At 63.2% G+C, this 24,168-nt stretch carries 23 protein-coding genes; 5 read left to right on the top strand and 18 right to left on the bottom strand.

What is annotated here, in order from left to right:
• Positions 1-11: 11 nt before the first annotated feature.
• The 10 genes from PE058_RS16185 to PE058_RS16230 form a co-directional block, all read right to left on the bottom strand.
• Entirely contained in the window at positions 12-1,040 is a 1,029-nt protein-coding gene (locus PE058_RS16185; RefSeq protein ID WP_271028868.1) for a vWA domain-containing protein, read from the bottom strand.
• Entirely contained in the window at positions 1,037-1,654 is a 618-nt protein-coding gene (locus PE058_RS16190) for a hypothetical protein (protein ID WP_271028869.1), read from the bottom strand. Before PE058_RS16190 ends, PE058_RS16185 begins: the two co-directional genes overlap by 4 nt.
• Complete coding sequence (locus tag PE058_RS16195) at positions 1,651-2,652, bottom strand: vWA domain-containing protein (RefSeq protein WP_020087470.1); 1,002 nt, start codon at positions 2,650-2,652, stop codon at positions 1,651-1,653. Before PE058_RS16195 ends, PE058_RS16190 begins: the two co-directional genes overlap by 4 nt.
• Complete coding sequence (locus tag PE058_RS16200; RefSeq protein ID WP_020087471.1) at positions 2,652-3,566, bottom strand: hypothetical protein; 915 nt, start codon at positions 3,564-3,566, stop codon at positions 2,652-2,654. The genes PE058_RS16195 and PE058_RS16200 overlap by 1 nt, the downstream gene beginning before the upstream one ends.
• A 3-nt stretch (positions 3,567-3,569) precedes the next feature.
• Positions 3,570-4,442, bottom strand: coding sequence for a DUF58 domain-containing protein (locus PE058_RS16205; RefSeq protein ID WP_020087472.1), 873 nt, complete (start codon positions 4,440-4,442; stop codon positions 3,570-3,572).
• Complete coding sequence (locus PE058_RS16210) at positions 4,439-5,488, bottom strand: AAA family ATPase (RefSeq protein ID WP_020087473.1); 1,050 nt, start codon at positions 5,486-5,488, stop codon at positions 4,439-4,441. Before PE058_RS16210 ends, PE058_RS16205 begins: the two co-directional genes overlap by 4 nt.
• Before the next feature lie 149 nt (positions 5,489-5,637).
• Positions 5,638-5,928, bottom strand: a complete 291-nt coding sequence (locus PE058_RS16215; protein WP_020087474.1) for a methanol dehydrogenase [cytochrome c] subunit — start codon at positions 5,926-5,928, stop codon at positions 5,638-5,640.
• A gap of 100 nt (positions 5,929-6,028) precedes the next feature.
• On the bottom strand, positions 6,029-6,616 hold the full coding sequence (gene moxG / locus PE058_RS16220; RefSeq protein ID WP_020087475.1) for a cytochrome c(L), periplasmic: 588 nt from the start codon (positions 6,614-6,616) through the stop codon (positions 6,029-6,031).
• Between the two features lie 83 nt (positions 6,617-6,699).
• Entirely contained in the window at positions 6,700-7,581 is an 882-nt protein-coding gene (moxJ, locus tag PE058_RS16225) for a methanol oxidation system protein MoxJ (RefSeq protein WP_271028870.1), read from the bottom strand.
• 241 nt (positions 7,582-7,822) lie between these two features.
• Positions 7,823-9,655, bottom strand: a complete 1,833-nt coding sequence (locus PE058_RS16230; RefSeq protein ID WP_156827527.1) for a methanol/ethanol family PQQ-dependent dehydrogenase — start codon at positions 9,653-9,655, stop codon at positions 7,823-7,825.
• Positions 9,656-10,140: 485 nt separating this feature from the next.
• Here PE058_RS16230 and PE058_RS16235 point away from each other — a divergent pair, with 485 nt between their 5' ends.
• Positions 10,141-10,683, top strand: coding sequence for a hypothetical protein (locus PE058_RS16235; RefSeq protein ID WP_020087478.1), 543 nt, complete (start codon positions 10,141-10,143; stop codon positions 10,681-10,683).
• A 20-nt stretch (positions 10,684-10,703) separates the two neighbouring features.
• The gene (locus PE058_RS16240; protein ID WP_245257711.1) at positions 10,704-11,384 is read left to right on the top strand and encodes a response regulator transcription factor; all 681 of its coding nucleotides are present in this window, start codon (positions 10,704-10,706) and stop codon (positions 11,382-11,384) included.
• An 86-nt stretch (positions 11,385-11,470) separates the two neighbouring features.
• Here PE058_RS16240 and PE058_RS16245 read toward each other — a convergent pair whose 3' ends face one another.
• Complete coding sequence (locus tag PE058_RS16245) at positions 11,471-12,106, bottom strand: hypothetical protein (protein ID WP_156827519.1); 636 nt, start codon at positions 12,104-12,106, stop codon at positions 11,471-11,473.
• Positions 12,107-12,410: 304 nt separating this feature from the next.
• Here PE058_RS16245 and PE058_RS16250 point away from each other — a divergent pair, with 304 nt between their 5' ends.
• Entirely contained in the window at positions 12,411-14,396 is a 1,986-nt protein-coding gene (locus tag PE058_RS16250; protein WP_271028871.1) for an OmpA family protein, read from the top strand.
• A 78-nt stretch (positions 14,397-14,474) separates the two neighbouring features.
• Here PE058_RS16250 and PE058_RS16255 read toward each other — a convergent pair whose 3' ends face one another.
• Positions 14,475-14,726 carry a hypothetical protein gene (locus tag PE058_RS16255; protein WP_020087481.1) on the bottom strand — a complete coding sequence of 84 codons (252 nt, stop codon included), beginning with the start codon at positions 14,724-14,726 and terminating at the stop codon, positions 14,475-14,477.
• A gap of 395 nt (positions 14,727-15,121) precedes the next feature.
• Here PE058_RS16255 and PE058_RS16260 point away from each other — a divergent pair, with 395 nt between their 5' ends.
• Positions 15,122-15,430, top strand: coding sequence for a YkgJ family cysteine cluster protein (locus PE058_RS16260; protein ID WP_271030622.1), 309 nt, complete (start codon positions 15,122-15,124; stop codon positions 15,428-15,430).
• 84 nt (positions 15,431-15,514) lie between these two features.
• Here the strand turns inward: PE058_RS16260 and PE058_RS16265 are convergent, their stop codons facing one another.
• Positions 15,515-17,863, bottom strand: a complete 2,349-nt coding sequence (locus PE058_RS16265; RefSeq protein ID WP_271028872.1) for a TonB-dependent receptor — start codon at positions 17,861-17,863, stop codon at positions 15,515-15,517.
• A gap of 82 nt (positions 17,864-17,945) precedes the next feature.
• Positions 17,946-18,299, bottom strand: coding sequence for a DUF2946 family protein (locus PE058_RS16270; protein WP_271028873.1), 354 nt, complete (start codon positions 18,297-18,299; stop codon positions 17,946-17,948).
• Between the two features lie 408 nt (positions 18,300-18,707).
• Here PE058_RS16270 and solA point away from each other — a divergent pair, with 408 nt between their 5' ends.
• On the top strand, positions 18,708-19,841 hold the full coding sequence (gene solA, locus PE058_RS16275; protein ID WP_020087486.1) for an N-methyl-L-tryptophan oxidase: 1,134 nt from the start codon (positions 18,708-18,710) through the stop codon (positions 19,839-19,841).
• Between the two features lie 117 nt (positions 19,842-19,958).
• Here the strand turns inward: solA and PE058_RS16280 are convergent, their stop codons facing one another.
• From PE058_RS16280 to PE058_RS16295, 4 genes are all read right to left on the bottom strand, one after another.
• Complete coding sequence (locus PE058_RS16280; protein ID WP_271028874.1) at positions 19,959-21,353, bottom strand: hypothetical protein; 1,395 nt, start codon at positions 21,351-21,353, stop codon at positions 19,959-19,961.
• 383 nt (positions 21,354-21,736) lie between these two features.
• On the bottom strand, positions 21,737-22,138 hold the full coding sequence (locus PE058_RS16285) for a glycine cleavage system protein H (protein ID WP_271028875.1): 402 nt from the start codon (positions 22,136-22,138) through the stop codon (positions 21,737-21,739).
• On the bottom strand, positions 22,119-23,534 hold the full coding sequence (lpdA, locus tag PE058_RS16290; protein ID WP_051113876.1) for a dihydrolipoyl dehydrogenase: 1,416 nt from the start codon (positions 23,532-23,534) through the stop codon (positions 22,119-22,121). The genes PE058_RS16285 and lpdA overlap by 20 nt, the downstream gene beginning before the upstream one ends.
• 2 nt (positions 23,535-23,536) lie before the next feature.
• Positions 23,537-24,076, bottom strand: a complete 540-nt coding sequence (locus PE058_RS16295) for an OsmC family protein (protein ID WP_271028876.1) — start codon at positions 24,074-24,076, stop codon at positions 23,537-23,539.
• Positions 24,077-24,168: the final 92 nt, after the last annotated feature.

Here is a 24,168-nt window from a genome sequence, read left to right on the forward strand (position 1 = left end):
CGTGTTGCTTTTCAAATTCCGAGCGGTGTTGGGCGTGTCAAATCTTTCGTGCGATCCGCCCTGCGGGTGGCGGCCTCCTTGAGATCCCTGCGTAGTTGCGCAAGGCGCGGTATGGCGTAGAGCCCGACCAGGAGCGCGAGAGCCAGGGCTGCGGGAATAGGGCGAATGTCGACCGAGACCTCCACCGGGCGGGTGTGGGCGTGCGATGCGATCGCGCCCAGAACGTCTTTGGTGTCGACCAGATCAGCGTGGGCGAGGCCGGCCTTGGCCGACAGGCTGTCGAGGTGCTCACTGCGAACGGACGTCAGATGCTCCTCGCCTTTCTGCACATCGGTGCCGAAGGGCGCCCATTTGGGATGGTAACCGGGCCGCAAATGGGCGTCCGGCGGAGGCGGACCGGAGTGATTTTCCTGCGGCACATCCATGGGGCCGTAAGTTCCGATCTCGTTGCCCTCGTCGTCGTACTTCGGCATCGGCACCTTGTCCTTGCCGCCGATACCGAGCACGAGACCCATCACCTTTCCGGGTGTGCCCTCGAAATCCGGAATGCCGCCGCCGGGCGGAAGAGGAGGCGCTTCATGGCCGTCGGTCACAAACAGCAGGTCGGCCTTGAGATCGTCCGCGATGGCGACGGCGCTGTAGAAGCCTTTGGAGACCATGCTGTCCCCTTCCCAGGCCATCCGCCAGTCGAGGTTCTGGATCGCGGTCTCGATCGGCGCGAAATTCTCGCAGACCTCCACGGGATTGAAGAGCAGGAACGAGCGGCGCTCGGTGAAGACGCCGAGACCGAGGCGCGACTGACAGGGAAGCGTGGCGAGCAGCCGCTCCAGCGCGTCCTTCGATGCCTCGAGGCGGCTCACCGGCTTCCCCGATACGGTCATGTCGCGGGTGTTCATGCTACCCGTGATGTCGACCACGGCGACGATATCGTAGGCGTTGCGCGTCAGCTTGATGCGCGGAAGGATCATCGCGAGCACAGTCAAGACGAGTGCCGCGAGCAAGACCCAGAAGCGCACATCCTCCAATCGCTCACGCATCATGGAAGCCCCTTCGGCACACCGGGAAGATCGGTCCACAGGCGCTTCGGCGCATCCGGCGGCACATCCTCGCCTTCCTGCTCGTAGCCCGGGAAGTCGCGCACGATGCGCATGGCGACGTCGTAGTTGTATTTGATGTCCCAGGCTTGCGGATCGAGGCGCAGGGCCAGCCGGTATTCATCCTTGGCCAGCCGGGTGAGAGGGATCGCCTTATCGATATCGCCCCGCTGGACGAGGTCGATGGCGTTGCGCACGCGCGCATTGGCATGGTTGTAGAGCAGTTGCGCCCGGAGCTTCGGATCCGTCATGGCGGACGAGCCGTCGATCAGCGTCTGGGCCTCCTCGCGCCGGTCACGCTGCAGGAGGAAATGAGAGCGGGCGACCAGCACCTCTCCCGAGGCCTTGCGCGCATCTACGGGGACGTCCTCGCCCTCCTTCAATGCCGCGATAATTGCATTGTCGCGGCGGACCTCGTGGATACGCCAGGTGAGCACCGCCAATGTCGCGACAGAGGCGATGAGCGCGGTTGCCAGGAGAAACGTGCGCACCTTGCGGATCGCGGCAAAAACGGGGGCGAGAAGGCGCGACAGAGTGATGGGCTCAGATGCGATGCTCATGCGTCCTCGCTTGAAGGAACGAGACGGACCTCGGCCAGCTTGGCCGCCAACAGCACCAGCAGCGCGGCAGCGGCGACCGCAAAGGCGCGCGATTTCAGATCCTCGTGCGGGATGCGCTCGAGATACGTGATCGGGCTGCGCTCGAGCTTGCCGATCTCGGCGATGGCGAGGGCGATCGCCTCCGGGTTCTCTGCCTCGAAGGCGCGATAGTCGATGCCGAGAGACTTAAAGAACTTGTCGAGATGGCGCTCCGGCATGGCCTGGGGCGTATCCTCCTCGCCAGGCGCGGGCACGGTGGAGATTCCGGGGGTTCCGGCGGTGCGCAGGAAGAGCCAATAGAGATTGATGGGCCTGCGGGCAAACGCGGCGCGCAGCTTTTCCTGCACCTTCCTGTCGATGACGGCCGCACCGTCCGACACGAGCACGATCACGCGCGCGGCGGGAGACGGGTCTGCCTCCTGCATGTCGAGCGCAAGGGCGAGGCCGCGCCCAACGTTGGTGAAGGCGAGGCCCGGACGATCCATGGCGTCGACCGCCGCCAGCACCGCGTCCTTGTGCTCGGTCATGGGCAGCACGTGCATCGGCGACGTCGAGAAGGCTGCAACACCGACCAGGTCATGGTCACGGTGCACGATGAAATCCTTGAGCAGGCGGCGCGCGGCGGCAGACTTGCTCTCCTCACCGCCCTCCGGAGCGCGTCCGGCAAAGGTGTTGTCCATGCTCGACGAGCGGTCGATGAGCAGAACGATGTGGGCGCCCTCGCCGCTCTTCTCGATGGTACGACCCAGCCGGTGAAGGCCGCCGATGCCGAGGATCAGCGCCACGATGGCGATGCTCCCCACGATCCGGAGCATCCAATCCAGGGCTACCGACAAGGGGTCCGCCTCGATGCCCTCGATCGAGGGATAGCTCTGCGCTCTCTGCGCCGAGAGCAGCAGTGGGAGCAGCGCCAGTGGAAGGAGCGCCAGCACCCAGGGCGTCTGGAGGGCGAGATCCATCAGGCCGCCCTTTCCTGCCGGGCAAGGACGGCGGCAAGCTGCCTCAGATCGGACGGAGGCAGGCCGATCTCGCCTTCCCTCTGCGCGTCTCCGAAGAATACGGAGCGTGAAGCTGCAAAGAAGCGCTCGACCTCGGCGCGCGTTTCTGAATGCTCCGGATGGGCCGCGAGGAATCCGTCGAGATCCGCGGCAAGCAGGCGATGGCCGGCGGCAGTGTCGAAGGCGCGATGCAGGGCGAGCAGCGCGCTGCGATAGCCGTCACCATTGCTTCCGGACGCGAGCGCGCGCGTCACATCTCGCACGGCGCGAGAGAACGGCCGTGCGGCACGGCGATCGAACGGCCACCAGGCGAGATCACGTGCGAGCAGAACGAGCAGCAGGCCCGAGAGGCCGGCCGCTATCAAAGCGGCGGAGCGCAAATTGCCAGACTTTCGCAACGGAGGCGGACTGTCATTCCGCAGGAACGTCTCTGCCGTCTCGCCGCTCTTCTCCGGAAAGATCTCGCGAATCGGGGAGGTGAGGAACGTGAACGGCGGCAAGGTCGCCGTCTCGCTGCCCTCGGGGCTGCGCACCGTCACCTCTGTTGCCGGGATTGTGACCTTCTTGGGATCGATCGGCGCGTAGAACGTCTGATACGTCAGCGTCAGCCGATGCCGGCGCGCGTCTCCGTGAAGCGAGGATGTGAGATCGAGCGACCTCAGCTCCAGCCAATAGTTGGACGGCCCGGTGCGCGGGAGGGACGCGGGAACGATCTCGTCGTCAGCGCCAGTCTCGATCTCGATGGTGCGGACGAGCGTATCGCCGAGGAAGTATCCGAATGGCCTCGGGTCCTCGACGCTAATGGAGCGCACACCCGCAGCGGCGCCCTGCGCAAGCCCAAGGATCGACAGTAGAGCGAAGATGGCCCGCAGCATGGCTCATGCTCCCGTCGCGAGATGGGCGCCCAGCAGATCCCATCGGATGGAATCCGTGATCTCGAACGGCTCGCGACCGTAGCGCGAGGCCAGAGATCGAAAAAAGGACCGGCGGGCCTCGATCCTCCTTTGCCACTCGGCCTTTAAAGAAGGCCTCATGGCTACGAGGCGTCGCCGGCCAGTTTCGAGATCCGTGAGCTCCATGAGGCCCCAGGACGGAAGCTCGGCGTTCTCTCTCGAATCCGAGATCCTGATCGGGACAACGTCGTGCCCGGTTAGGGCGTCGAACAGCTCCTCGAGCTGTTGCTCGGGGAGCAGGAAATCGGACACGACGAAGACGACATTGCGCTTGCGGCCGATCCTCTGGGCGGCCTCGATGAGCCCGGCCGCGCCCCGGTGGGCAGGCACGTATGCCCGAAGGGCGGCCACCATCTCCGCCTCACCCGCGCGAGAGCGCGTCGGCGCAACGCAAAGCTCCTCCCTCACCTCGCTGTCAGCCGCGTACAGAGCGAAGGTATCGCCTGCGCGGCGCACCGAGGTGGCGAGAACGGTGGCGAGCTCGGCCGCGATCTCCATCTTTCTAGAGGCGCCGTGAAAGGCCATGGAGCCCGAGACATCGAGCAGCATGGTGACGCCGATCTCGCTCTTCTCCTCGAAGCGGCGCACATGCAGCGTGCCGAACGGATCCCGCAACGTCTGGCGCATGTCGATGCGGCGAGGATCGCGGTACTCCATAAGGGTGGCGAGGTCCCGGAACAGGCCGCCCGCACCCGACTGCGTGCTGCGGTGGGACCCCTGACGCACCGAGCGGCTCCGCCAGACGATCCGATAGGGCAGATCGACCGGAGGTGGCGACGTCATGGGCTTCGTCGTCATGGGACGGGCACCGTCTCGAAGAGCGCGTCGATCAACTCGCGCGCCACCCGCTCGCGCCGAAGCTCGTAGACGGGCTCGAAGAAGATGCGGTGCGCCATCGTCTCGAAGAAGACGGACCGTACGTCTTCCGGAACCGCCATCGTGCGCCCGTCGAGCCAGGCTGCGACGCGGGCTGCGCGGACGAGATAGCTCAGGCCGCGCGGGCTTGCGCCTGCTGCAACAAGGCGCGCCGTATCGACGCCCGGGATCTGGATGCCGGCCTCGGCCGGGTAGCGCACGGCTTGCCAGAGATTGAGCACGTAGCGCTCGAACGCGTCGCTGGTCTTGATCTCTTCCTGGATGGCGCGGCCGACATCATTCAGCTGGTCGTAAGGCAGGATGCCTTCCTCGATCGAGCCGATGAGACGATCGCCGTCATGGAAACGTGTGCTGAAAGCCAATTCGCGCCGCGTTGCGAGATCGGCTGGCGTGGTGATGGCAATTTCCATCAGGAATCGATCGCGCGCCGCCGCAGGCAGCTCGAACGTCTCCTCGCGCTCCACGCGGTTGCGGTCCGCGAACACGACGAGGTGCGGAAAGCGGAACTCGCGGTTGAACGCCGTCACGCTGCGCTCGGCCATGAGACGCAGGAGAAGTGAGTGCACTTGCGGGCGGGCGCGGTTGATCTCGTTGAAGAAGAAGATGGCGAGATCCTCGCCTGCGCGAAGCACGGGGCCTTCGTCGACCCGCGGGCGCCCGTCCTCGGCGAGGTAAGTATGATAGATGAGATCGCCCGGCATCAGGTCGATCGTGCCTTCAATGCGCTCGTAGGCACCGCCCACCGCGCGCGCGGCCGCACGCAGCAAGGTCGTCTTGCCCACGCCGACGTCGCCTTCCAGCAGCACGTGACCGCGCGCAAAAAGGGCAATCGTCAATAAGCGGATGACGCGCTCCTGGCCCACCACCGCTTTTGCAATTTCGGTTTCGAACTTGGCGGCCCGGCTACGCCATCCGGGCAAGTCAATGCGTCCGGTGGATTGACCGGATTCGATCTTATCGTGCGGCATCAGGACCTCGCGGCGCCCGGAGCCGAACCGGAGCCTTGTTGTTCTTGCTCAAAAGGAGGTGCGGCCGAAGCCGCACCCCAAGAACCCTCGGAGAGGAAGCAGAGCACTCTTGCAAGCGTGGCACTGCAGCCGAGGAATCAATCGAACGACTATTGGATCTTCGATACGTCGTAGACCCACTTGCCCGTCTTCTGGAAGTGCGCGGAGCGCTTCGCGTTGCGAGCGGCCTGGTCGTCGAGCGACTTCTGCTGCTTAGCAAGCTCGGCGGGGTTGTGCTTCGGGTCGTACTTCGAGCCGGCGACCTTCTCCGGGTAGCCGGGCTTCGGCTCCCAGCAAACGCCCGCGGCCTTGCACTTCGTTCCATCGTAGGCGCCGGCAACGCCGGCACCAACTGCGAGGATCACCGCGCTTGCGGCGAGCGTCACAATGGTCTTCGTCATGGGTCAGTTCCTCCAATCAGCGTCTTCGACTTCGGGCGGTTTAATCCGCCCTGACACCCGCATATCCCCCGGGAGGCGCCCGCGAAGGCGCCCTGGCCGGTTAGTTTGCGGATACCTTGCACTCACCTGCGTCCGCAGCCTTTGCGCTGTCGTCCGCGGATGCGTGTTCCTCGAGCTTGTAAGGCGTAAACGCCTTTTTCTGCTCCTCGGTAAGCCAATCGGCTTCCTGGATGTCGCCGGTGTAGAGATGGCGGATCCAGGCGATCAGCTTCAGCATCTCGTCGAGCTGCAGATCGTTGTGCGGTCCCATCATGCCCTGGGCGCCGCCGTAGATCGTCTCAAAGAGACCTTTGTCGGTTTTGTTCTTCGGATAGGTCCAGTAGGCGTCGTTGAGACCGGGTCCGACCTTGCCTTCGGCGACATGGCCATGACAGCCCGAGCACGACGTCAGATAGACCTCCTCACCCTTGGGGAGGCACGCCTTGACCTCGGTGTAGAGGTTCACGCCGCTTTCAAGGAACTTCTTGACCGCCTCGGTATCCCGGCCTTCCGGATTCGCAGTCTCAGGCACCTTCAGGTCTTCACCCGTGATCGTGTGCCGAAAATCTTCCGCCCACGCGACAGCACCTCCGAATGCGCCTGCCGCCAGCAGGACAGACGCAAAAATCGCCTTGCTCTTCCTCGTCATTCTCTCGTCGCTACCCGTTGTTATATTTCGTTGAACTCCCAAACCGGAAAGGCGGTGTCCACGTCCGCCTCCCGCCTCCTCACTCACGAGCGCGGCAGTCCCGTCACGAGCGGAATGCCTTCGTCCTTCAGGATCTCCTCAATCTTCGGCTTCGCCTTCTCGAGCGCGAGATCCAGTGCCGAGAGGAGTGCAGTGTCGTCCTTGCGGACGCCGATCGACTGATCGAAATGATGCGGAACCTTCTCCCCGTCGCTGCGCACGTTGTCGTCGGGGATGACCGTCAGCATCAGCTTGTCGGACGCCTTGACGTAGCGCGCCACTTCCGGCGCGAAGTTCACGGCGACGTCCGCCGTGCCGTCGGCGACCTCGTTGACCATGCGGGTGGGCGGAACGCGCGTGAACTTGTTGCGCCGATCCTGGAAGTTGGTCAGCGAGTGCATGTAGTTGAAGTGCTCGCGGAAGAGCCCGAGCTTCTCCATCATGATCTGGGCGGGCGTACCCGGCGTGAAGCCGATCTTGGCAGCCTTCGCGAGATCCGGGCTGTTCCAATCCTTGATGTCGAGCTTGGTGTCCTTGCGCTGAATGAAGACGTAAGGAGCGCGATAGTAGGGCTTGGTGGTGAGGACGCGCGGATCACCGGTGTCCATGCCCATCACGACATCGCACATCTTCATGTCGAGCTGATCGCGGACGATATAGATGCCTGGGCGCGAGAACCATACGAAGTGCGGCTTCCGCCCCATGGCGTCGGCCACAGCGACCGCAATCCTGTTCTCGAAGCCGGATCCATCGCGGTTCGAATAGGGCAGCTCGTCCGCCGCTGCGCAGATGCGGAGCATGGCGGAGGCTTCGGAGTTGGCGTCGTCAGCGGCCAGGGCGGGCGTGGCCACGAGGCCAACCGCGAAGAGAGGCGCGACGAGCGCAGATTTCATGGAAGAGAAGCGGGAGGACGCGAAACGCTTCATGACTTTCACCTTGGGTTCCTCTTGATGTGTCGAGCTTGCCGTCTCTTTCGCTTCAGATTTCGCTCTGAGCTTTGCGGCTTGGCTCTTCCGATCCCCCTTTTTTTCGGATGCATTGGCCTGCATCTCTTCCGGGCGATCGCGGTGTGTGTTTGGGTCCGCCATTCCGGCGTGGGGGCCGCCGCAGCGCCTCTCTGCCACGAGAGGATGATCGGCGCTGCGGCGGCCTTTAGTTCAGGCTAGATCAGCCCTTCGTGTCGAACTCACCGACGGAGAGGTCGTTGTAGGGGTTCTTGCCGTCGAGCGAGAACACCTGGAGACCACCACCCATCTGCGTGTAGTTCTGCAGATTCTTGAAGGCGCCGACGGCACCAAGGCCAGCGGTCGGATCCTGCAGGTCGAACACGAGACCAACGCCCGGCCAGCCACCGACGCCGTACATGATGGCGACGTACTGGGTGCCCTTGTGCTCATACGTCATCGGGTGACCGATCACGCCCGAGGGAAGCTTGTACTTCCAGAGCAGCTCACCGGTGTCAGAGTTGCGGGCCTTGATGAAGCCATCAAGCGTTCCGTAGAACACCAGGTTGCCTGCGGTCGCGAGCGTGCCGCCCCAGACCGAGAAGCGCTCCATCTTCTCCCACTTGTAGTCGCCGGAGATCGCGTTGTAGGCCTTGATCTGACCGAGACCGAGGTAGTTCTGGCGATCACCCTTCGGACCCGGGTACATCCACAGCGTGGCGCCGACGAAGAACTGGCCGGCACGATAGGGAAGCATGAAGGGCTCCCAATCCATGCAGATGTGGTTGATGCCCATGAAGAAGAGTTCCTTCGTGGGATCGTAGGAGTCGTGGCCCTGGTTGTGGTAACCCATGGCCGACGGGCAGATTTCCTTGCCCTTGTGGTCCATGCGGGTGCCGAACTCAGGATCGCGAACCGGGAGGCCCGTCTTGAGGTCGACCTGCTTCACCCAGTTGACCGTATCGTCGAGCTTGTTAGCCGAGACGAGGTCACCGTTCTCGCGGTCGAGGGTGTAGACGATACCGTTACGATCGGGGTGGGTGAGAAGCTTGCGCTTCTTGCCAGCCTTGTCCGTCTGCTCCGAAAGGATCATGACGTTCACGCCAGCGTAGTCCCACTCGTCGTGCGGGGTCTTCTGGTAGCCGAACTTGGCCTTGCCGGTGTCGGCATCGCGGCCCCAGATCGTCATCGTCCACTTGTTGTCGCCCGGACGCATGGTCTCGTTCCACGGCGCCGGGTTGCCCGAGCCATAGTGGAAGAGGTTCGTCTCGGGGTCATAGGCGTACCAGCCCCAGTTCGTGCCGCCGCCGATCTTCCAGGCGTCGCCTTCCCAGGTGCCCGTGCCAAGGCCCTTCTGGCCGTAGTGCGGGTTTGCGCTGTTGAAGTCGTCAGCCAGGCCGACCTCGTTGTCGGGACCGGTTGCGTACACGCGCCAGACCTGCTCACCGGTCTTGACGTTGTAAGCGGTGGTGTGACCGCGAACGCCGAGCTCGGCGCCCGAGGAACCGACGAGAGCCAGATCCTTGATCACGTACGGAGCCTGGGTCAGCGTCTGGCCGACCTTGATGTCGCCGTTCTCAACCTTCCAGTACTCTTCACCCGTCTCAGCGTTGAGAGCCACGAGGTGGCCGTCGAGCTGGGTCTTGATGATCAGAGCCGGAACCTTGCCGTCGCCCGGCCAGTAGGCCAGACCGCGGTTGACGAGGTCGCAGCAAGCGACCGAGCGAGCGGCCGGATCCTGCTTCGGCTTGTGCTGCCACAGGATGTGGCCGGGATCGTTCAGGTCGAGAGCGAACGTGTTGTTCGGGAACGACGTGTGGACGTACATGACGCCATTCACGACGAGCGGCGTTCCCTCATGCCCGTGCAGCAGACCCGTCGAGAACGACCAGGCAGCGCGGAGCTGCTTCACGTTCTCGGTGTTGATCTGCGTGTTGGGGCTGTAGTTCTGTGAGCTGTAGTTCTTGCCCGGCATCACCCAGTTTTCGTTGCTCTTCGACAGCTCGTTGAGCTTGTCGTTGGCGAACGAAGAGGATGCCGAACCCATGGCGACCATCAGCGCAGCGCAGGACGCGCCAGCCAACAGCCCCTTACCCAGGTGCTTCATCATTCCCAAAACCTCGCGTTATCCATCCCAAGGCCGAGACAGTTCCCGCGGAGAGCCTCACGGTTAGCCATGAGTGCGCATCCGCAGCCTGCCTCTATCCAGTGTCGCAATGTCCCGCTGACCACGTCGGGGGACATCACGCTCACGACCCGATTTGCTGCACCGCCAAGGGCTTGTTCTCGCCCGTTGCGGCTTTGCGTCTCGGACCGTGGCCGCACGCTAGACTGCGACATTCGGTGCGGTCTCTAGTCCGACTGGCAGACATCGACGGGATAAAATTGCAAAGAAGCCGGGCTTGCCCCGGCAACGGGCAAAAACGTAACTATGTAACGTTATTGTGATCGCCGCGAAGCACCGTCTTGTGGTGTTTCACTTTCATTCGCGGCTCGTTTCGAGCCTCGATTCCGATCCAAAAGAGGGAGGTTAGAGCGATCGTGGTGCACAAAAACGGCTCCGATCAGCGCGTAAAGCGCTCCGCCTCTTTCGCCGCCCTCCTCGCAGCGTCTCTCTTCGCGTGCGCGGGCCTCGGCGGATGCGGAGACGAGCCCGTGCGCCAGGAGGCGAAGCGCGTGGATCCCGCGGAAGCGGCGCCTCACAAGACCGCCTGGCTCGAGCTTTCCAGTCCCCTTTCTCCCGCCCAATGGCTCGCAAGCCGCGGCGAGGAAGACGCGCGACCGATCACCGACCCCGAGGTTCAGCGGGTGGCGGAGTTGCTGGCGACCGCGCATACGCGCTATCGGGAGAGCGAGCGGATGATCGCCAACCGCTCCGCACAGCTCTCCGAGATGCTCGAGCCGCACGGAATAAAAGAACGTGCGACAGATATTCTCGGTGATCTCACCAGCATCGGCGGCAAAATGGGCCAGACTGAAGGCTTCGGCGCCGTGAGCCAGTACTATTTCAATCTCCGGGTCTCGAGCGTCACCCGCACGGAGGCGCTCGCAACCCTCAAGACCCGCTATGGCGCAACGCCCTAGCCCGCAAGGACAGACGACCCATGGGACCAGTTATGCAAAGCGTCGAGCAGCTCCGAGTGCTCATCATCGACGACCATCCGTTCGTGCTTCAGGGGTGCGCCCGCATCCTCGAGGAAGCCGAGGTCGCGCGCGTTCTGCAGTCGGGTGGCCTGGCTGACGGCTACCGACAATACCGCGCTCATCATCCGCACGTGATCATCGTCGACCTTTCGATCAAGACCGCGGCGCTCGGCGGCCTGTCGTTCGTGCGGCGTCTCAGGCTGCACGACAAGAAGACGCCGATCCTCGTGCTCAGCATGCACAGCGATCCCATGATCATCCGCCGCGCACTGGAGGCGGGTGCCACGGGCTATCTGCTCAAGGATGCGCCTTCGGACGAGTTCCTCAAGGCATTCCATACCGTGCGGCAGGGCCGGCCGTATCTCAGCCACGAGGTCGCTTCGGAGATCGCGTTCAGCGAGACGCGGCTCAATGCGAGCCCGCTTCAGGCGCTCACGGTGCGCGAACTTCAGACGCTCTCGCTCATCGCTGAAGGCAAGTCTTACGGCGTGATCGCGGAAGAGCTCAGCATCAGCTACAAGACCGTGGCCAACACCACATCGCAGATCAAGATGAAGCTCGGCGCACGCAGCCTGCCGGAGCTGATGCGCATTGCGATCCAGCATCTGCCGGGTCCCTCCGGACGGCGCAATCGCGACTAAACTCCAATAGAAGCCGCAAAAGAAATTGCGCAAGCTCTCGACTGAGGGCTTGCGCATTTTTCTATCGGGTAGCTGTCGCGGTTTCGTCAGCTCGGCGGATTGATCGCGATGTCTGTCGGCGTGCTGAACGTGCCGTCAAACAAGCGCGTATCCGATCCATCGCCCTTCGTCACGATATTGCGCGCCGGCAGGCCGGTCGCCTTGTCGACGTAGAGCGTCTGAATGTTGGCCGGCTCGGCAGGCTTTTCCTTGTCTCCCTTCGCGCGCTCCTCGGTCACGGGCGGAAGGGTAGCCTTGTAGGCCAGATAGGGCTTGCTCTCGAACGTCGTCTCACCCAGGCACTCGTAGGCGAGCTGGCTCTTCGAGGGCTCAGCCACCGATTCCTTGAGCTGCTTGGCGATCACTTCGGCAAAATTAGCCGGAACCTCGGACCATCCTTGTCCCTGGTTCGACCAGACTTTGTTGCCGATGGCGATGGTCTCCATCTGGGCAGTTGCCTGATCGCCGAGGCTCACGCGCTGATGCATGCGGTCCGGCAGCAGGTAGTCTACCGTCATATGCAGGGTTCCCTGCTGCTCGTTGACAATTTTCGTCTGGAGCCGGAAGCCCGGTCCGCTGCGCAGCTTCGAGAACGCCTGGCTCACCTCCTCCTTGCAGTCAGCGCTGAAGGCGTGACTGCCAGAGGCAAGGAGCAGTCCAACCACAAGTACACCACGGATCACGAGGTCTTCTCCCAGTATGAGTTGTTTTGCATAGCTCTTTGCGCGCCTCACCATGCCGTGTCATGGCAGAACAATCCGGGAGGAAATCCCCGGTCTGCGGGGACGCGGTCGCGACCGTCTGCGTCCATCCAGGACCGAAAAGGGCCTTTTACCGCCATCATTTGCGCTGTTTCCCGAACTAAACGGGGGTCAATGGGTGTCTAGGACTCAAGCGAAGCCTTGTTTGCCGGGACGACGCTCCAGGCACCCTTCGGCCTTGTTCCGGGACGATGTCGACCGGCCCCGGATCAACTTTGGATAGAACATGACCCATCGCGCCTTCACCGCGGCCCTCTCCCTTCTCCTCACGTCCGCCATCGCGCCATCCGCTCCGCACGCCCAGACCCCGACGCGGGACCCCGAGTACCGGATCGCGCAGCAAGGGCCGGGCGGCCCCGCTGCCAATCAGGGGGAAGATAAAGAGGGCGACAACACCCGCCCGGGAAAGCGTACCCCAGGCAAGGAGGGACCGGGCCGAGGCGAGCGCGGGCCTGGCCGCGAAGGCGGTGCGCCTGGCCGCGAGGGCGGGCCTCCGCCGCAAAGGCAAGGGCAGGGGCAACCGCAGGGCCAGCCTGCGGGTAAGCCGGACAAGACTATCGACCGCGCCCAAGGCGAGGCTCTCAAGCAGAAACAGCTCGAGGCCCAGCAGGCTCGCGAGAAAGCGCTCAGGCAGAAGCAGGATGCGGACCTAGCCCGCGAGAACGCCATCAAGCAGCAGCAGCTCGACGCACAGAAAGCCAAGGAGAACGCTGCCCCACCCAAGCGCCCCATCGATCGCATTCGCGAACGCGTTATGCAGGGTAAGGAGCAGAACGCCGTGCAGCCGCGGGACAACGCTGCAACGCGCAGACAGGACGCCGACCGCGAGCGTGACAACGTGCTGAGACGTCAGCAGCTCGATGCGCAGCAGGAGCGTGACAAGGCACTCAAGCAAAAGCAGGACGCGGACCTGGCTCGCGAGAACGCCATCAAGCAGAAGCAGATCGACGATCAGCGGGCCAGAGAGAACGCAGCCCCTCCGCCGAAGCGGGACATCGACCGGATCCGCGAAGGCATCATCAAAAAGAAGGAGATGGAGGCGGGACGCGGCAGTCCGAACCGCGACGCCGACCTCGCACGTGAAAACGAGATCCGCCAGCAGCAACTGGATGCCCAGCGCCGCCGGGACGGCGATCGCGGGCCGAGCAAATTCGACCGCGCGAAGGCGGACCAGGAATACCAACGCGCGCGCCAGCAAGCCGAGCGCGATCGCCAGGGCGGCGGAGACCGCGGTCGCGGCGGCCCCGGCGACACCGAGCGTTGGCGCGAAGGATCGGCAAGCAAATTCGAAGCTCTGCGTAAGGGACGGCGGGAGCGAGTGGACCTCGGCGGTGCCCGCAATGTGATCGTGGAGCCGGACAAGCGCGTGATCGTGCGCGAGAACAACCGTGCCTTCATTCGGCACGACGAGACGCGCCGGTTTGCAAAGTCGGGCCGCGAGCTGCGGCGCGAGCGGCGCAAGGATGGCACGCTGCTCACGGTGTACATGGGCCTCGCCGGCGCTCTCATCTATACGCTCGAGGACGAGCAAGGCCGGCTTTTGAGACGTTCGCGCAAGGATCGCGACGGGCGCGAGATCGTGCTCATCGACAACCGCAATTTCTATCACGATCGTCGCGGCTCGCAGTTCGGCCCCGGCCGCTACTACGATTCCTACGTGGATCTGCCGCCGCCGGATGTTCGCATTCCGCGCGACAAGTACATCGTGGACTATGACGACGCCTCGGAGGAGGACATCTACGATGCGCTCAGCGCGCCGCCCATCGAGCGGCTCGACCGCGGCTACTCGCTGGACGAGGTGCGCCACAGCTACCGCGTGCTCGAGCGCATGCGCCGCGTCGACCTCGATGCGATCAATTTCGACTTCGGATCCTGGGATGTCGGCGAGGACCAGTATCGCAAGCTCGAGCGCATCGCCGACGCCATGCGGCGGATCCTCGACAAGTCGCCGGACGAGGTGTTCCTGATCGAAGGGCACACGGATGCCGTCGGCTCCGACATCGACAACCTTTCGCTGTCCGACCGGCGCGCGGAAACGGTGGCCGTCATCCTGACGGAGACGTTCGACATTCCGCCGGAGAACCTCACGACGCAGGGATACGGCGAGCAGTATCTCAAGGTCATGACTGACGGGCCTTCTCGGATCAACCGCCGCGTCTCCGTGCGCCGCATCACGCCGCTGCTCTCACGGCGAGGGTGGGACGAGAACTAAATCGGTCTTCTAAAGAAATGGCCCCGGATGCGCATCGCATCCGGGGCCTTTTTTCATTGCGCAGAGTTCAGAAGATCCTCAGCCCTTGGCCTCGCTTCTATGGGCGGCAAGATCCACTACGTTGTCGCCCGGCGCATTCACCGCGGAGAAATGGGTGACCTTGTTGGCGTCGCTCACGTACACCCACTTGGCATCGAACAGCTCCTCGTCGCGAATGTAGCCGAGGGTCGCTCCCTTGTTCGGGCGCCAGAACAACAGCGGCGGCAACGCCACCCCGGGCCTGTCCCATTCGGGCTCGACATAGTCGGCCACAGGCTTCCATTGGATCACGTGCTCCTCCTTCCGCGTTCGCCGCGCGCACCGTTATAGTTGAAATCACTCTTCGTCGTCACACGGCACCGGATACTCGATATCCGGCTCGATGCAGCTCTCCTCCTGGATCGTCGCGTGAGTTGCGGATACTGCCGCACAGACGCCAAGCGAAACGGCGACGAGAAAGAGGCATACTGCACGCGGGACTTGCCCGCTACGTTCTGCCCGGCGTAATCGTATCCGTGTGCTCTGCTGGCCCCTGTTCTGCTGGTCCATGTCCGGCACCTCTGAGCAGACGCTCTTTTCCGTTGCCAAGGCTACAGCTCAGGCGGCCGCACCGCCAGTCTCGATCGACACCCAACATCCCGATGAAAGAGCAGGAAGATAGCAGAATTTTGGGCGCCGCCCCCGTGATGCAGGGCGGAAACTCCTCCCCCTGCACGGTGTGCGGGGCGTGCTGCGCTTACTCCGACGAATGGCCGCGCTTCACCATTGAGGACGACGCCACGCTGGACCGGATTCCCGCCGAGATGGTCAATGACCAGCTTTCGGGCATGCGTTGCGATGGCGTGCGCTGCCTGGCCCTCGTCGGTCAGATCGGCGTTGCGACGTCCTGCGCGATCTACGCCGACCGGCCCGAGGTATGCCGCGCCTGCGAGCCCGGCGACCATGCCTGCGACATGGCGCGGGAGCGCCATGGGCTGCCGCTCCTCGCGCGCTGAGGCTTCCTCCTCGAGGGACATAAAAAAAGGGAGGACGGCGGTACCCCGTCCTCCCTCCCTCATGCCGTGATGCCGGTGCTGCTCCTAGAACTTCACGGTGAGGCCCGCGTTGAAGGAGCGTCCCTCGCCCGGCACATTTCCCTTTGCCGCCACGCCGCCGATGTGACCCGACATAGTCGGCTCGATATAGTGGCCGGCCAGCGGGTCCTCGAAGTAAGTGTCGAACAGATTGGTCACACCGAGATCGAAACGCCAGTTGTCGACCTCGTAGCTCGTGCGCAGATTGACGAGCGCGTAGCCCGCAGTTTCCAGCTCGTTGCGGGTGGTATCGACGTTGTGCTTGCCGCCCACGAGATCGAGCTCGACGGCGCTGGACCAGCCGCCCAGCGCATGGGTGAGCGCCAGCCGGGCATGGAGCGGCATCATGTGATAGAGGCTGACGCCGGTATCGACATTCTCGCCGTGCACATAGCCGCCGCGCCCGGAGAGGCCGATCTCGCCAAAGTCTCGGCTCGCCAGCAAGCGCACGCTTCCGGCGAAGTTGATGCCGTACAGCTCCGCATCGTGGTTGACGAACTCGAGATTGACGAAGCCCGGCTGGCCGATGGCATTGCCGATCTTTCTCACGCCGATGTAGTCCTCCACGTAGGTGTAGTAGGGCGTGACCTTAAACTCCCAATCCTTGCGCGCGCCGTCGTGCCAGCCGGTCGTGACGCTGACCGTATGGGCGGTTTCCGACTCGAGATCCAGGTTGCCTACGTAGCCGTTACCGTCTCCGAACCAGCCGATCATGCTCATTGCCATCTGGGCGTTGTCCATGGGCCCGTCCACGCGGCTCCAGGCGTAGCGCTCATAGAGATTGGGCGCGCGCGACTTCATGGCGTAGCCCGCCTCATAGCTCGTGTTGCGGTTCGGCTCGTAGCGCGCCAGGGCCGTGACATCGATGTTGGTGTCGGTGCGCTCGTGATTGCGGGCGTTGAAGGCTGCCGCATCGAGGGCATAGACGCCGCCCATGCCTCCCACGGCGGCGTTGTAGCCGTGCACGTCGCCGGTATCCATCCAGACGACATCGTTGCGCACGCCGAAGAGCGTGGACCAAGCGTGATCCCACTTGCGCTCCCACTCGATGAAGGTGCCGAGCCGGGTTCGCGTTCCGTCATTGATGGTGAGATACGTATCGGGACCCATCATGCTCACCATGGCCATGGTGGCGGGCCACCAGTCGTCGAGCGCCTGGTGATGGAGCTCGTTGCCCACGCGGAGCAGGTCGCGCTGCGAAAGGGGTATCTCCGCCTTGATCGCATAGCCCATGTCCTCGCCTTCGGTCAGCATCGGCATGTTCCGATAGGGCGGCGCCTTGTTGTATTTCTTGTCGGACAGGAAGTTCATCTCGTGGTCGGTGTGCTGGTAGAAGGCGCGCGCATCCAGCTTGCCCCAGCCGAAGGTTCCGACATAGCGCGTGTTCAGGAACCAGGCCTGATTGTCGACCATATCCATGCGCTGGTTCACGAAGCCCTGGTAGGGGATGTACTGGAGACCGCCCTGGACGATGAAGACATCGCTTCCGTTGCGGATCGCGAGCTGAACGGAATGGTTCTGGGCTTCGTACTCGGTGGAGTAGACCTCTGTGCCGCGGCCGTCGTCGTAGTTGCCGGACCGTCTCCACGCGCCCGCATAGTTGACGCTCACCGTCTCGGTCGCGGCATGAGCGGTGGCGGCGGTTCCGATGCCGTCGCCGTTGCTGCGATAGGAGGCCGACAGGCTTCCCGCCGTGTGGACGCCCTGCTCCGGGCTTGCGAAATGCGGCGGATGGCTTTCGACGATCACGGTACCGCCGAGACTATCGCCGCCCTTGGAGACGGGGGCCACGCCGGTCAGCACCTCGACGTATCCGACCTGTGCGGGGTCTGCGTAGGAGAGCGGCGGGTTCATATGATTGGCGCAGGCCGACGAGACCACCATGCCGTTGAGCAGGACTTTCACCCGATCGTCGGCAAGGCCGTTGAGCGCGGGGATGCCCGACACGCCGCCAGCCCTGAAAATGCTGACACCGGGCGCATCCGCAATCAGATCCGCCGTGCTGCTCGTTCCGGGCTGCATGGACTGGAAATCGCGGCTCGTCCTCTGCGTCGCGGAAAGCGGAACGGCGAGGCCGTCGTTACGAAGTCCGATCTCCGATTGCCGAGGGGCCTCGTGGTCCTCGACTCCGGGGCCGGAGTTAGCTGCCGCCGGCGTGGAATGGTTTGCTTTCTTTCCGGCGGCCTTGTGCTCTTTGTGGACGACGACCACGGGCGGCAGCGAGACGCTGCCCTTGTTGCTTGCTGTCGTGTTGCTGGCCGCGTCTTGAGCCACGCCGTGGGAGAACGGAATCAAGGATGCAACGGCGGCAGCGGCCGCCCTGCCCGGCGCGAGCCGATAGCGTGATGAGGACATAGGAACTCTCCAGTGTGTCGTGAAGCCTGTGCGCAGGCTGGCGTTCCCCAAAACGAGGGCAGCCGGTGCGCTTTGTGGTGGACTACGAGAGGGAGAGTTCCGGTGGGCCTCGTGCCGAATGGGCCGAGGGACGCGGCGTTTCCTGAAAAATGCCGCGCGTGAGGCGATACGTGATCGAGGCGTAGGCTGCCTGCGACGCGACGACCGAAGACGGGCCCGCGCCGATGCTCGCCGAGCCGACAGACGCGTAGGCGCAGATATCCTTGTCCCGCTTCTTTTTCTTCGAAGGGACGGGTGCCTCGCCTTCGGCGGCCTCCTGCTCTGGGCCGTGACCGGTGCAGATGACGACTGTCATCGCGACCGCATCCTTGTCCGCTTTCGGCGCGAGCATGAATCCCACCGGCACGATGCTGTACAGCGCATACGCTACGATCATCCATATGCGCAGGACGTGCCGCATCGCCTCGTCAGATCTCGCCTACCGATTGATATGTCCAGTTGCCAGTACGGCATCATCCCCGGCACCGACCGAACTCAGTTGATCTCTGATAACCTGGCGGGGATCGCACGTTTGGATGTGTCCGTTGGGACACTGCACGATCTCATGGCGGATCATTTTGCTGATGCGGATCAGCGAATTACGGCCGAGACTCTACTCCCCGAACCGTCAACGGAGATCGCGGCAGGCGCCCACGGACCTCCTTACCGAGGATAGGGCTCCGCGCATCCCCCCATTTGGGCGGATAGGGTCCCTTCCGGCCCCGCCATTTCCGTTCCCATTCATGCTGCCATTCTATTATTTTGTTTTAGATCACCCACCCCCCGATTATCGACGAGCATCCCCGTGCATACATTCGACGTCATCGTAGCTGGCGTAGGCTCCATGGGTGCCCAGACGTGCTGGCAACTGGCCAAGCGTGGCCTGCGCGTACTGGGGCTGGACCGGTACGACATCCCTAACCAGATGGGCTCTTCCCACGGAGAGCATCGCATCATCAGGCTCGCCTATTTCGAGCATCCGCTCTACGTGCCCATTCTCCGGCGGGCGTATGAGCTTTGGCGGGAGCTTGAGCAGCTCTCGAGCGAGCAGATCCTGTTCGTCACCGGATCCATGGACATCGGCGCGCAAGGCTCCGAGGTCATCAACGGCTCGCTCGCAAGCTGCCGGGAGCATCATCTCCATCACGAGCTGCTGTCGGCGGCGGAGGTGATGCGGCGCTATCCCGGATATCTGCTGCCCCACACCTTCCAGGCCGTCTATCAAATGGACGGCGGCTTCGTCGCATCGGAGCGCGCGGTCACGGCGGCTGCGCGGCTTGCGCTCGAAAGCGGTGCCATCATCCGCGGCCATGAGCCGGTTCTCGAAGTCTCGCCCGCTCCGGGCGGCGGCGTTCGCGTCCGCACCACGCGGGGCACCTACGAGGCCGGCCGGCTCGTCGCCTCGGCTGGCGCGTGGATCGGCGAGATGCTTCCCCGTCTCAAGGAGATCGCTGTTCCCGAGCGGCAGGTGCTCGGCTGGTTCCGGCCGCGCACGCCCGAGCTTTATCGCCTTGGCGCGTTTCCGGTCTCGAATCTCAAGAGCGACCTCGGACACTTCTACCAGTTTCCGATGTGGACCGTGCCGGGCTTCAAGATCGGTCTCTATCACCATCTGCGGGAGCGGGGTGAGGCCGATACGCTTTCGCGCGTACCCACCCAGCAGGACGAGGAGGTGCTGCGGGAGGGAATCGCGCGCTTCTTCCCGGAAGCGAATGGGGACGTTCTGGCCCTCCGAACCTGTCTTTTCACCAACACCCCAGACGAGCACTTCATCCTCGATACGCTCCCGGGCTTCCCCGAGGTAATCGTCGCCTCGCCCTGCTCCGGTCACGGCTTCAAGTTCTCGAGCGCCATCGGCGAGATCCTGGCCACCATGGCGATGGGGCGCGCGCTGCGGTTCGATCTCTCGCCATTCCGGCTTTCGCGATTCGAGGCGTGAGTCTTTTCGCCGCCGCGAGCTTCGAGACCTTCCGCACCGCGTGAGGCGCAAAAAAAAAGAGAGAGAGCCTTGCGGCTCTCTCTCCTCTTCGTCGTCAACCAGTTGGGAGTGGTCGTATCAGAACGAGATCATGGCGCCCGCAGCAACGACGTTGATGTCGTCGAGATTGCTGATGGCCGGAGGAGCACCCTCGAAGCTCGCGTCATAGTTCTTGTACGTCAGCCACAGAGACATGGCGGCTGCGTCGATCTCCTGGACGGCACCGAGGCCCCACTGCGTCAGGTTGCTGCCCGTGACCCCGAATGCGCTGAGATCGGGATGGTACATGTCGTTGCGCTCGGAATACTCGCCGTAGAGCACCGTGGCGCCAAGCGGTACCCAGTTACGCCGGATGCCCGCCTTCAGATACCAGACATCGCCGCTCGGCTGCGCATCCGTCAGCGCCTGCGTGACGAGGATGTTGTCGTTCTCTTCCTTGCCGTAAGAGCCATAGAGGAAGAGGCCCGACGAGACGTGCTGCAGATAGGCGCCGATCTGGAAGTAGCTTGCGTCGCGCTTCACGACGTTGCTGAGGCCGGTCACCGTATTGAAGCCGGTGTACATGCCTTCGTCGCCGTTCCAGTTGTAGGCCGCAGTTGCCGCCACCTTGAAGCCGCCGTGCTCGCCGGCATAGCGAAGGGCGACATCCCAGAAATCGTCCTCACCCCACGTGGCCGACGCGGAGAAGCCGCCGAACGTCGGCGAATCGTAGCGCACGCCGTTGATCGGAACCGGCGCGCAGTTGCCGCCGGTCGGCAGCGAGCTCGAGCCGCACCACATGGCTGCGCCAAGCGGGAAGCCGACGTTCGGGACGAGCGTGGGCAGGCCGAAGTCGGCGTCGAGAAGAAGCTCGCGGCCGTTGCGTGCCAAGGCGATGCCGAGGCCGTTCAGGGGCGTCCAGTTCGCCTGCAGAAGCGAGCCGGATCCATCCACCAGCATGGCCGCGTGCTCGGAAGCCTGCGGGATGTGGCCGACCATCACCTGGCCAAGGCTCTTGCTCTTCAGGAACCAGTACGAATAGAGCGACTTCACGGCATTGTTCTGGAGCGTATCGTCGCTCGTGATGCCATAGGCATAGGGACCGTTATCGCGCCAAGCGGGGTTGCCCGCCGTGATCGGATCCGCGTTCATCACCTCGAGATGGAGTACGTAACCGGCAGTGACGTCCGGCGTCACCTGGGCGCTTCCCGAGAATTTGACGTGGGAGGCGATGGTGGAGCCGATATCCGTGACGTAGACGTCGTCAACCGCGCCGTTGTCAAAATACATGAGCTGCTGGCTAACCCAGCCGCTGATCGTCATCGACACTTTCCGGTTGCCTTTTCTCGCCGTGGTCGCCTCAAGCTCGGCAACACGCTCCTCGAGATCAGCACAGCAATTGCCCCCGAGGTCCGCGGCGTTGGCGCCACCGGAAAGCAATCCGCCGGCAACGAGCCCCGCAGCCACAAGCGCACTTTTGCCCCTGACTTTCATCTTTTGTTTCTCCCGTGAATTGTGCGTCATTCGTGGTGCGGCCCAATATCCCCACGGCCGAATTCAAAACGGCCGCACGCCAAACTTCACACCATCGATTTTCGGATTATCACAAAGCTGGAAACTGAAATCGGAAAAAATGTCCGTAGACGAAAGTTCCACACGCAAATGTCTACATTCAGTCACACAAATTGAGGCAGTCAATATATTGCAGAACAACAGGAAATAGGTAGGCCGCCATTTATTTTATTTGTGAATGCTATTAATAGATTTAAAAAATAATACGGCCGGATCATCGCTATCCGGCCGCATCATTTATTACGTGCAGGTGTCGAAATCCAGCCCGGCCGCCTGATCCGGTGAGCCGTGCGGGCGCTAACCCGTTACCTCCCTCGCTCCCCGAGAAAGGCGAGATACGATTCGTGCGCCATCAGCGACGAAAGGTCGGCCGATTCGGCCAGGCGAATGGTGAGAAGCCATCCGTCTCCATAGCAGTCTTCGTTCAGCAAGCCTGCCTTTTTGCTCAGATCCTGATTTGCGGCCAGAACCTCACCCGAAGCGGGCGCGATCAATTCGGAAACGACCTTGTACGATCTGACAGTTCCAAAGGGAGATTCGGCCTCGATGTGATCTCCCGCCCGGGGAAGCTCAACGTACAGGATCTTTCCGAGCTGCTTTTGCGCGAAGTCCGAGACGCCGATATGCGCCTCGCGCGATCCCGCGGACGGCCGAATCCACAGGTGGCTTCTGTGAAAGAGCGCACCATCAAGAGAATTGCAGGACATTGTGCTCCTTTCGTGCGGCCGCGAGCGGCTTGTGCGTGGCCTGCCCGAGTGCATCCTCCACGGCTTCCAGAACACCTTCGGAAATCGTGGGATGGGCATGGACGGTCGCAAAGAGCTCCGCCGCCTTTCCGTTGCGCTGAAGCACGATCGCTCCCTCATGCACCATCTCAGACGCGTGCGGCCCGATGATGTGGAGGCCGATCAGCTCTCCCGTGCTCTTGTCGACGACCACTTTGGCGAAGCCCGAGATTTCACCGAGGGCGTGCGCACGGCCGAGGCCCCGTAGATCGAACTTGCCGCTGACCACATCGAGGCCATCGGCTCTGGCTTCGTCCTCCGTACGGCCGACCCAGGCAATCTCCGGATTGGTGAAGACGGCGACGGGTATCGCGCGGTCGTAGATCAAGTTGAACTCGCGCCTGAGGGCGTGGTCCACCGCGAGCTTGGCTTGGGCGGAAGCGGCGTGCGCCAGTCCGGACCGGCCATTTACGTCACCGGGAGCATAGACGCGCGGGGCACTCGTTTTCAGCACCTCGTCCACGACGATCTCGCCCCACTCGTTGGTGCGAATTCCAGCCCGCTCCAAGCCGAGATCAGCCGTATTCGCCTTCCGGCCGACGGCAACGAGCGCGCGCTCCGCGGAACAGACGATCCTGTTGCCGGCAAATGCGCTGACGCCGTTTGCGGCGTGCACGAGAGACTGAATGCGACAGTTCAACTCGACCTTGATCGAGCGCTTGCGCATCTCCCGCTGCATGACGGCGGAAACATCCTTGTCGGCGCTCGACATCAGCCGGGACCCGCTCGCGAGCAGCGTGACCTCGACCCCCAGGCTGTCGAGGATGAATGCGAACTCGCAGGCGATGATGCCCGAGCCGACGATCATCAAGGATCGCGGCAAGGTTTCCCAGGCGAGCAGATCGTCGGACGTTCCGATGATCTCCCCATCCACGTTGAAGTGCGGATCGGCGATTGGCTTGGAGCCGGTGCATACCAGAATGCTGTCGGCTTGGATGTGCTCGCCATTCACGCCGATGGTGTTCGCGTCCAGGAACTCGCCGTAGCCGCGAACGCAGGTGACGCTGCGATCCTCCATCAGGCGCTCGATGCCCTCTCCGAGCATCGCGATGACGGCCGCGGACCTCCGGTTGATGGAGGTCCAATCGGCCGAGACCGCGCCCGCAACCTGGAGGCCGAATTCATCGGCTCTCCTCAGCTTTTCGAGCAAACCGCAGCTTTCGACGAGAACCTTGGTGGGAACGCAGCCTTGATTTAGGCAGGTTCCCCCAAGGGGTTTCGGCTCGACGAGTGTCACTCGCGCGCCGTGCGCGGCAGCGTGAGAAGCGGCGACGTACCCTGCCGGTCCGCCGCCGAGTATGACCATGTGGTGATGCATGCTCAGGCAGTTGTCTCGAGAGCCATCGGCTGGCCGTTGATCACCACGCTGCCTGCGACCTCGACCGGGGCCTGCAGCGTGTTGAGAACGGGGCAGTGCTTCTCGACCATTTCCGCGAGCTTGCAGAGCTCCTCGCGGCTGGCAGAGCTCTTCACCTCGGTCTCGAAGATGATCTTCTGGTAGCCCGCGGGAATGTCGTCCTGCAGCGCGAAGAGGCCGCGCAGATCGATGTATCCGCGAAGATTGCATTTGACGCTCTCGAGCTCGATTCCGAGCACGGCGGCATAGGCGCGATAGACGATTTCCTGGCACGTTCCCAGCGCAACGAGCACGATCTCGACCGGATTGGGACCGCGGTCCGTGCCGCCGAGGTCCGCAGGCTCATCGATGCTCATGGCCGGAAAGTCGCGGATCTTGCCAAGGCAGTGCATGCCCTCGCCGAGCTCGGTGGAAGCCCGGAAGACCACCTTCGCGCTACCCGGGTTCTCCTTGATGTTGCCCATGGCCGCGAGGAGAATCTGCTTAATTTTCTCTTGAGACATGCCCGTTTCCTTCCCTGTGGTTTTTGCCGTGTTGATTGTGTGGGAAGGCTACGCTTGCGGTGCCGGACGCCACAATTGGGGGCATTCCGAGC

The sequence above is a fragment of the Hyphomicrobium sp. DMF-1 genome (assembly GCF_027886585.1).
Classification (GTDB): Bacteria; Pseudomonadota; Alphaproteobacteria; order Rhizobiales; family Hyphomicrobiaceae; genus Hyphomicrobium_C; species Hyphomicrobium_C zavarzinii.

Excerpts from the sequence above, each read along its gene's own strand:
- PE058_RS16185 (WP_271028868.1), bottom strand. The coding sequence starts at position 1,040 with ATGATGCGTGAGCGATTGGAGGATGTGCGCTTCTGGGTCTTGCTCGCG.
- PE058_RS16190 (WP_271028869.1), bottom strand. The coding sequence starts at position 1,654 with ATGAGCATCGCATCTGAGCCCATCACTCTGTCGCGCCTTCTCGCCCCC.
- PE058_RS16195 (WP_020087470.1), bottom strand. The coding sequence starts at position 2,652 with ATGGATCTCGCCCTCCAGACGCCCTGGGTGCTGGCGCTCCTTCCACTG.
- PE058_RS16200 (WP_020087471.1), bottom strand. The coding sequence starts at position 3,566 with ATGCTGCGGGCCATCTTCGCTCTACTGTCGATCCTTGGGCTTGCGCAG.
- PE058_RS16205 (WP_020087472.1), bottom strand. The coding sequence starts at position 4,442 with ATGACGACGAAGCCCATGACGTCGCCACCTCCGGTCGATCTGCCCTAT.
- PE058_RS16210 (WP_020087473.1), bottom strand. The coding sequence starts at position 5,488 with ATGCCGCACGATAAGATCGAATCCGGTCAATCCACCGGACGCATTGAC.
- PE058_RS16215 (WP_020087474.1), bottom strand. The coding sequence starts at position 5,928 with ATGACGAAGACCATTGTGACGCTCGCCGCAAGCGCGGTGATCCTCGCA.
- moxG (WP_020087475.1), bottom strand. The coding sequence starts at position 6,616 with ATGACGAGGAAGAGCAAGGCGATTTTTGCGTCTGTCCTGCTGGCGGCA.
- moxJ (WP_271028870.1), bottom strand. The coding sequence starts at position 7,581 with ATGAAGCGTTTCGCGTCCTCCCGCTTCTCTTCCATGAAATCTGCGCTC.
- PE058_RS16230 (WP_156827527.1), bottom strand. The coding sequence starts at position 9,655 with ATGGTCGCCATGGGTTCGGCATCCTCTTCGTTCGCCAACGACAAGCTC.
- PE058_RS16240 (WP_245257711.1), top strand. The coding sequence starts at position 10,704 with ATGGGACCAGTTATGCAAAGCGTCGAGCAGCTCCGAGTGCTCATCATC.
- PE058_RS16250 (WP_271028871.1), top strand. The coding sequence starts at position 12,411 with ATGACCCATCGCGCCTTCACCGCGGCCCTCTCCCTTCTCCTCACGTCC.
- PE058_RS16260 (WP_271030622.1), top strand. The coding sequence starts at position 15,122 with ATGCAGGGCGGAAACTCCTCCCCCTGCACGGTGTGCGGGGCGTGCTGC.
- PE058_RS16265 (WP_271028872.1), bottom strand. The coding sequence starts at position 17,863 with ATGTCCTCATCACGCTATCGGCTCGCGCCGGGCAGGGCGGCCGCTGCC.
- PE058_RS16270 (WP_271028873.1), bottom strand. The coding sequence starts at position 18,299 with ATGATCGTAGCGTATGCGCTGTACAGCATCGTGCCGGTGGGATTCATG.
- PE058_RS16280 (WP_271028874.1), bottom strand. The coding sequence starts at position 21,353 with ATGAAAGTCAGGGGCAAAAGTGCGCTTGTGGCTGCGGGGCTCGTTGCC.
- PE058_RS16285 (WP_271028875.1), bottom strand. The coding sequence starts at position 22,138 with ATGTCCTGCAATTCTCTTGATGGTGCGCTCTTTCACAGAAGCCACCTG.
- lpdA (WP_051113876.1), bottom strand. The coding sequence starts at position 23,534 with ATGCATCACCACATGGTCATACTCGGCGGCGGACCGGCAGGGTACGTC.
- PE058_RS16295 (WP_271028876.1), bottom strand. The coding sequence starts at position 24,076 with ATGTCTCAAGAGAAAATTAAGCAGATTCTCCTCGCGGCCATGGGCAAC.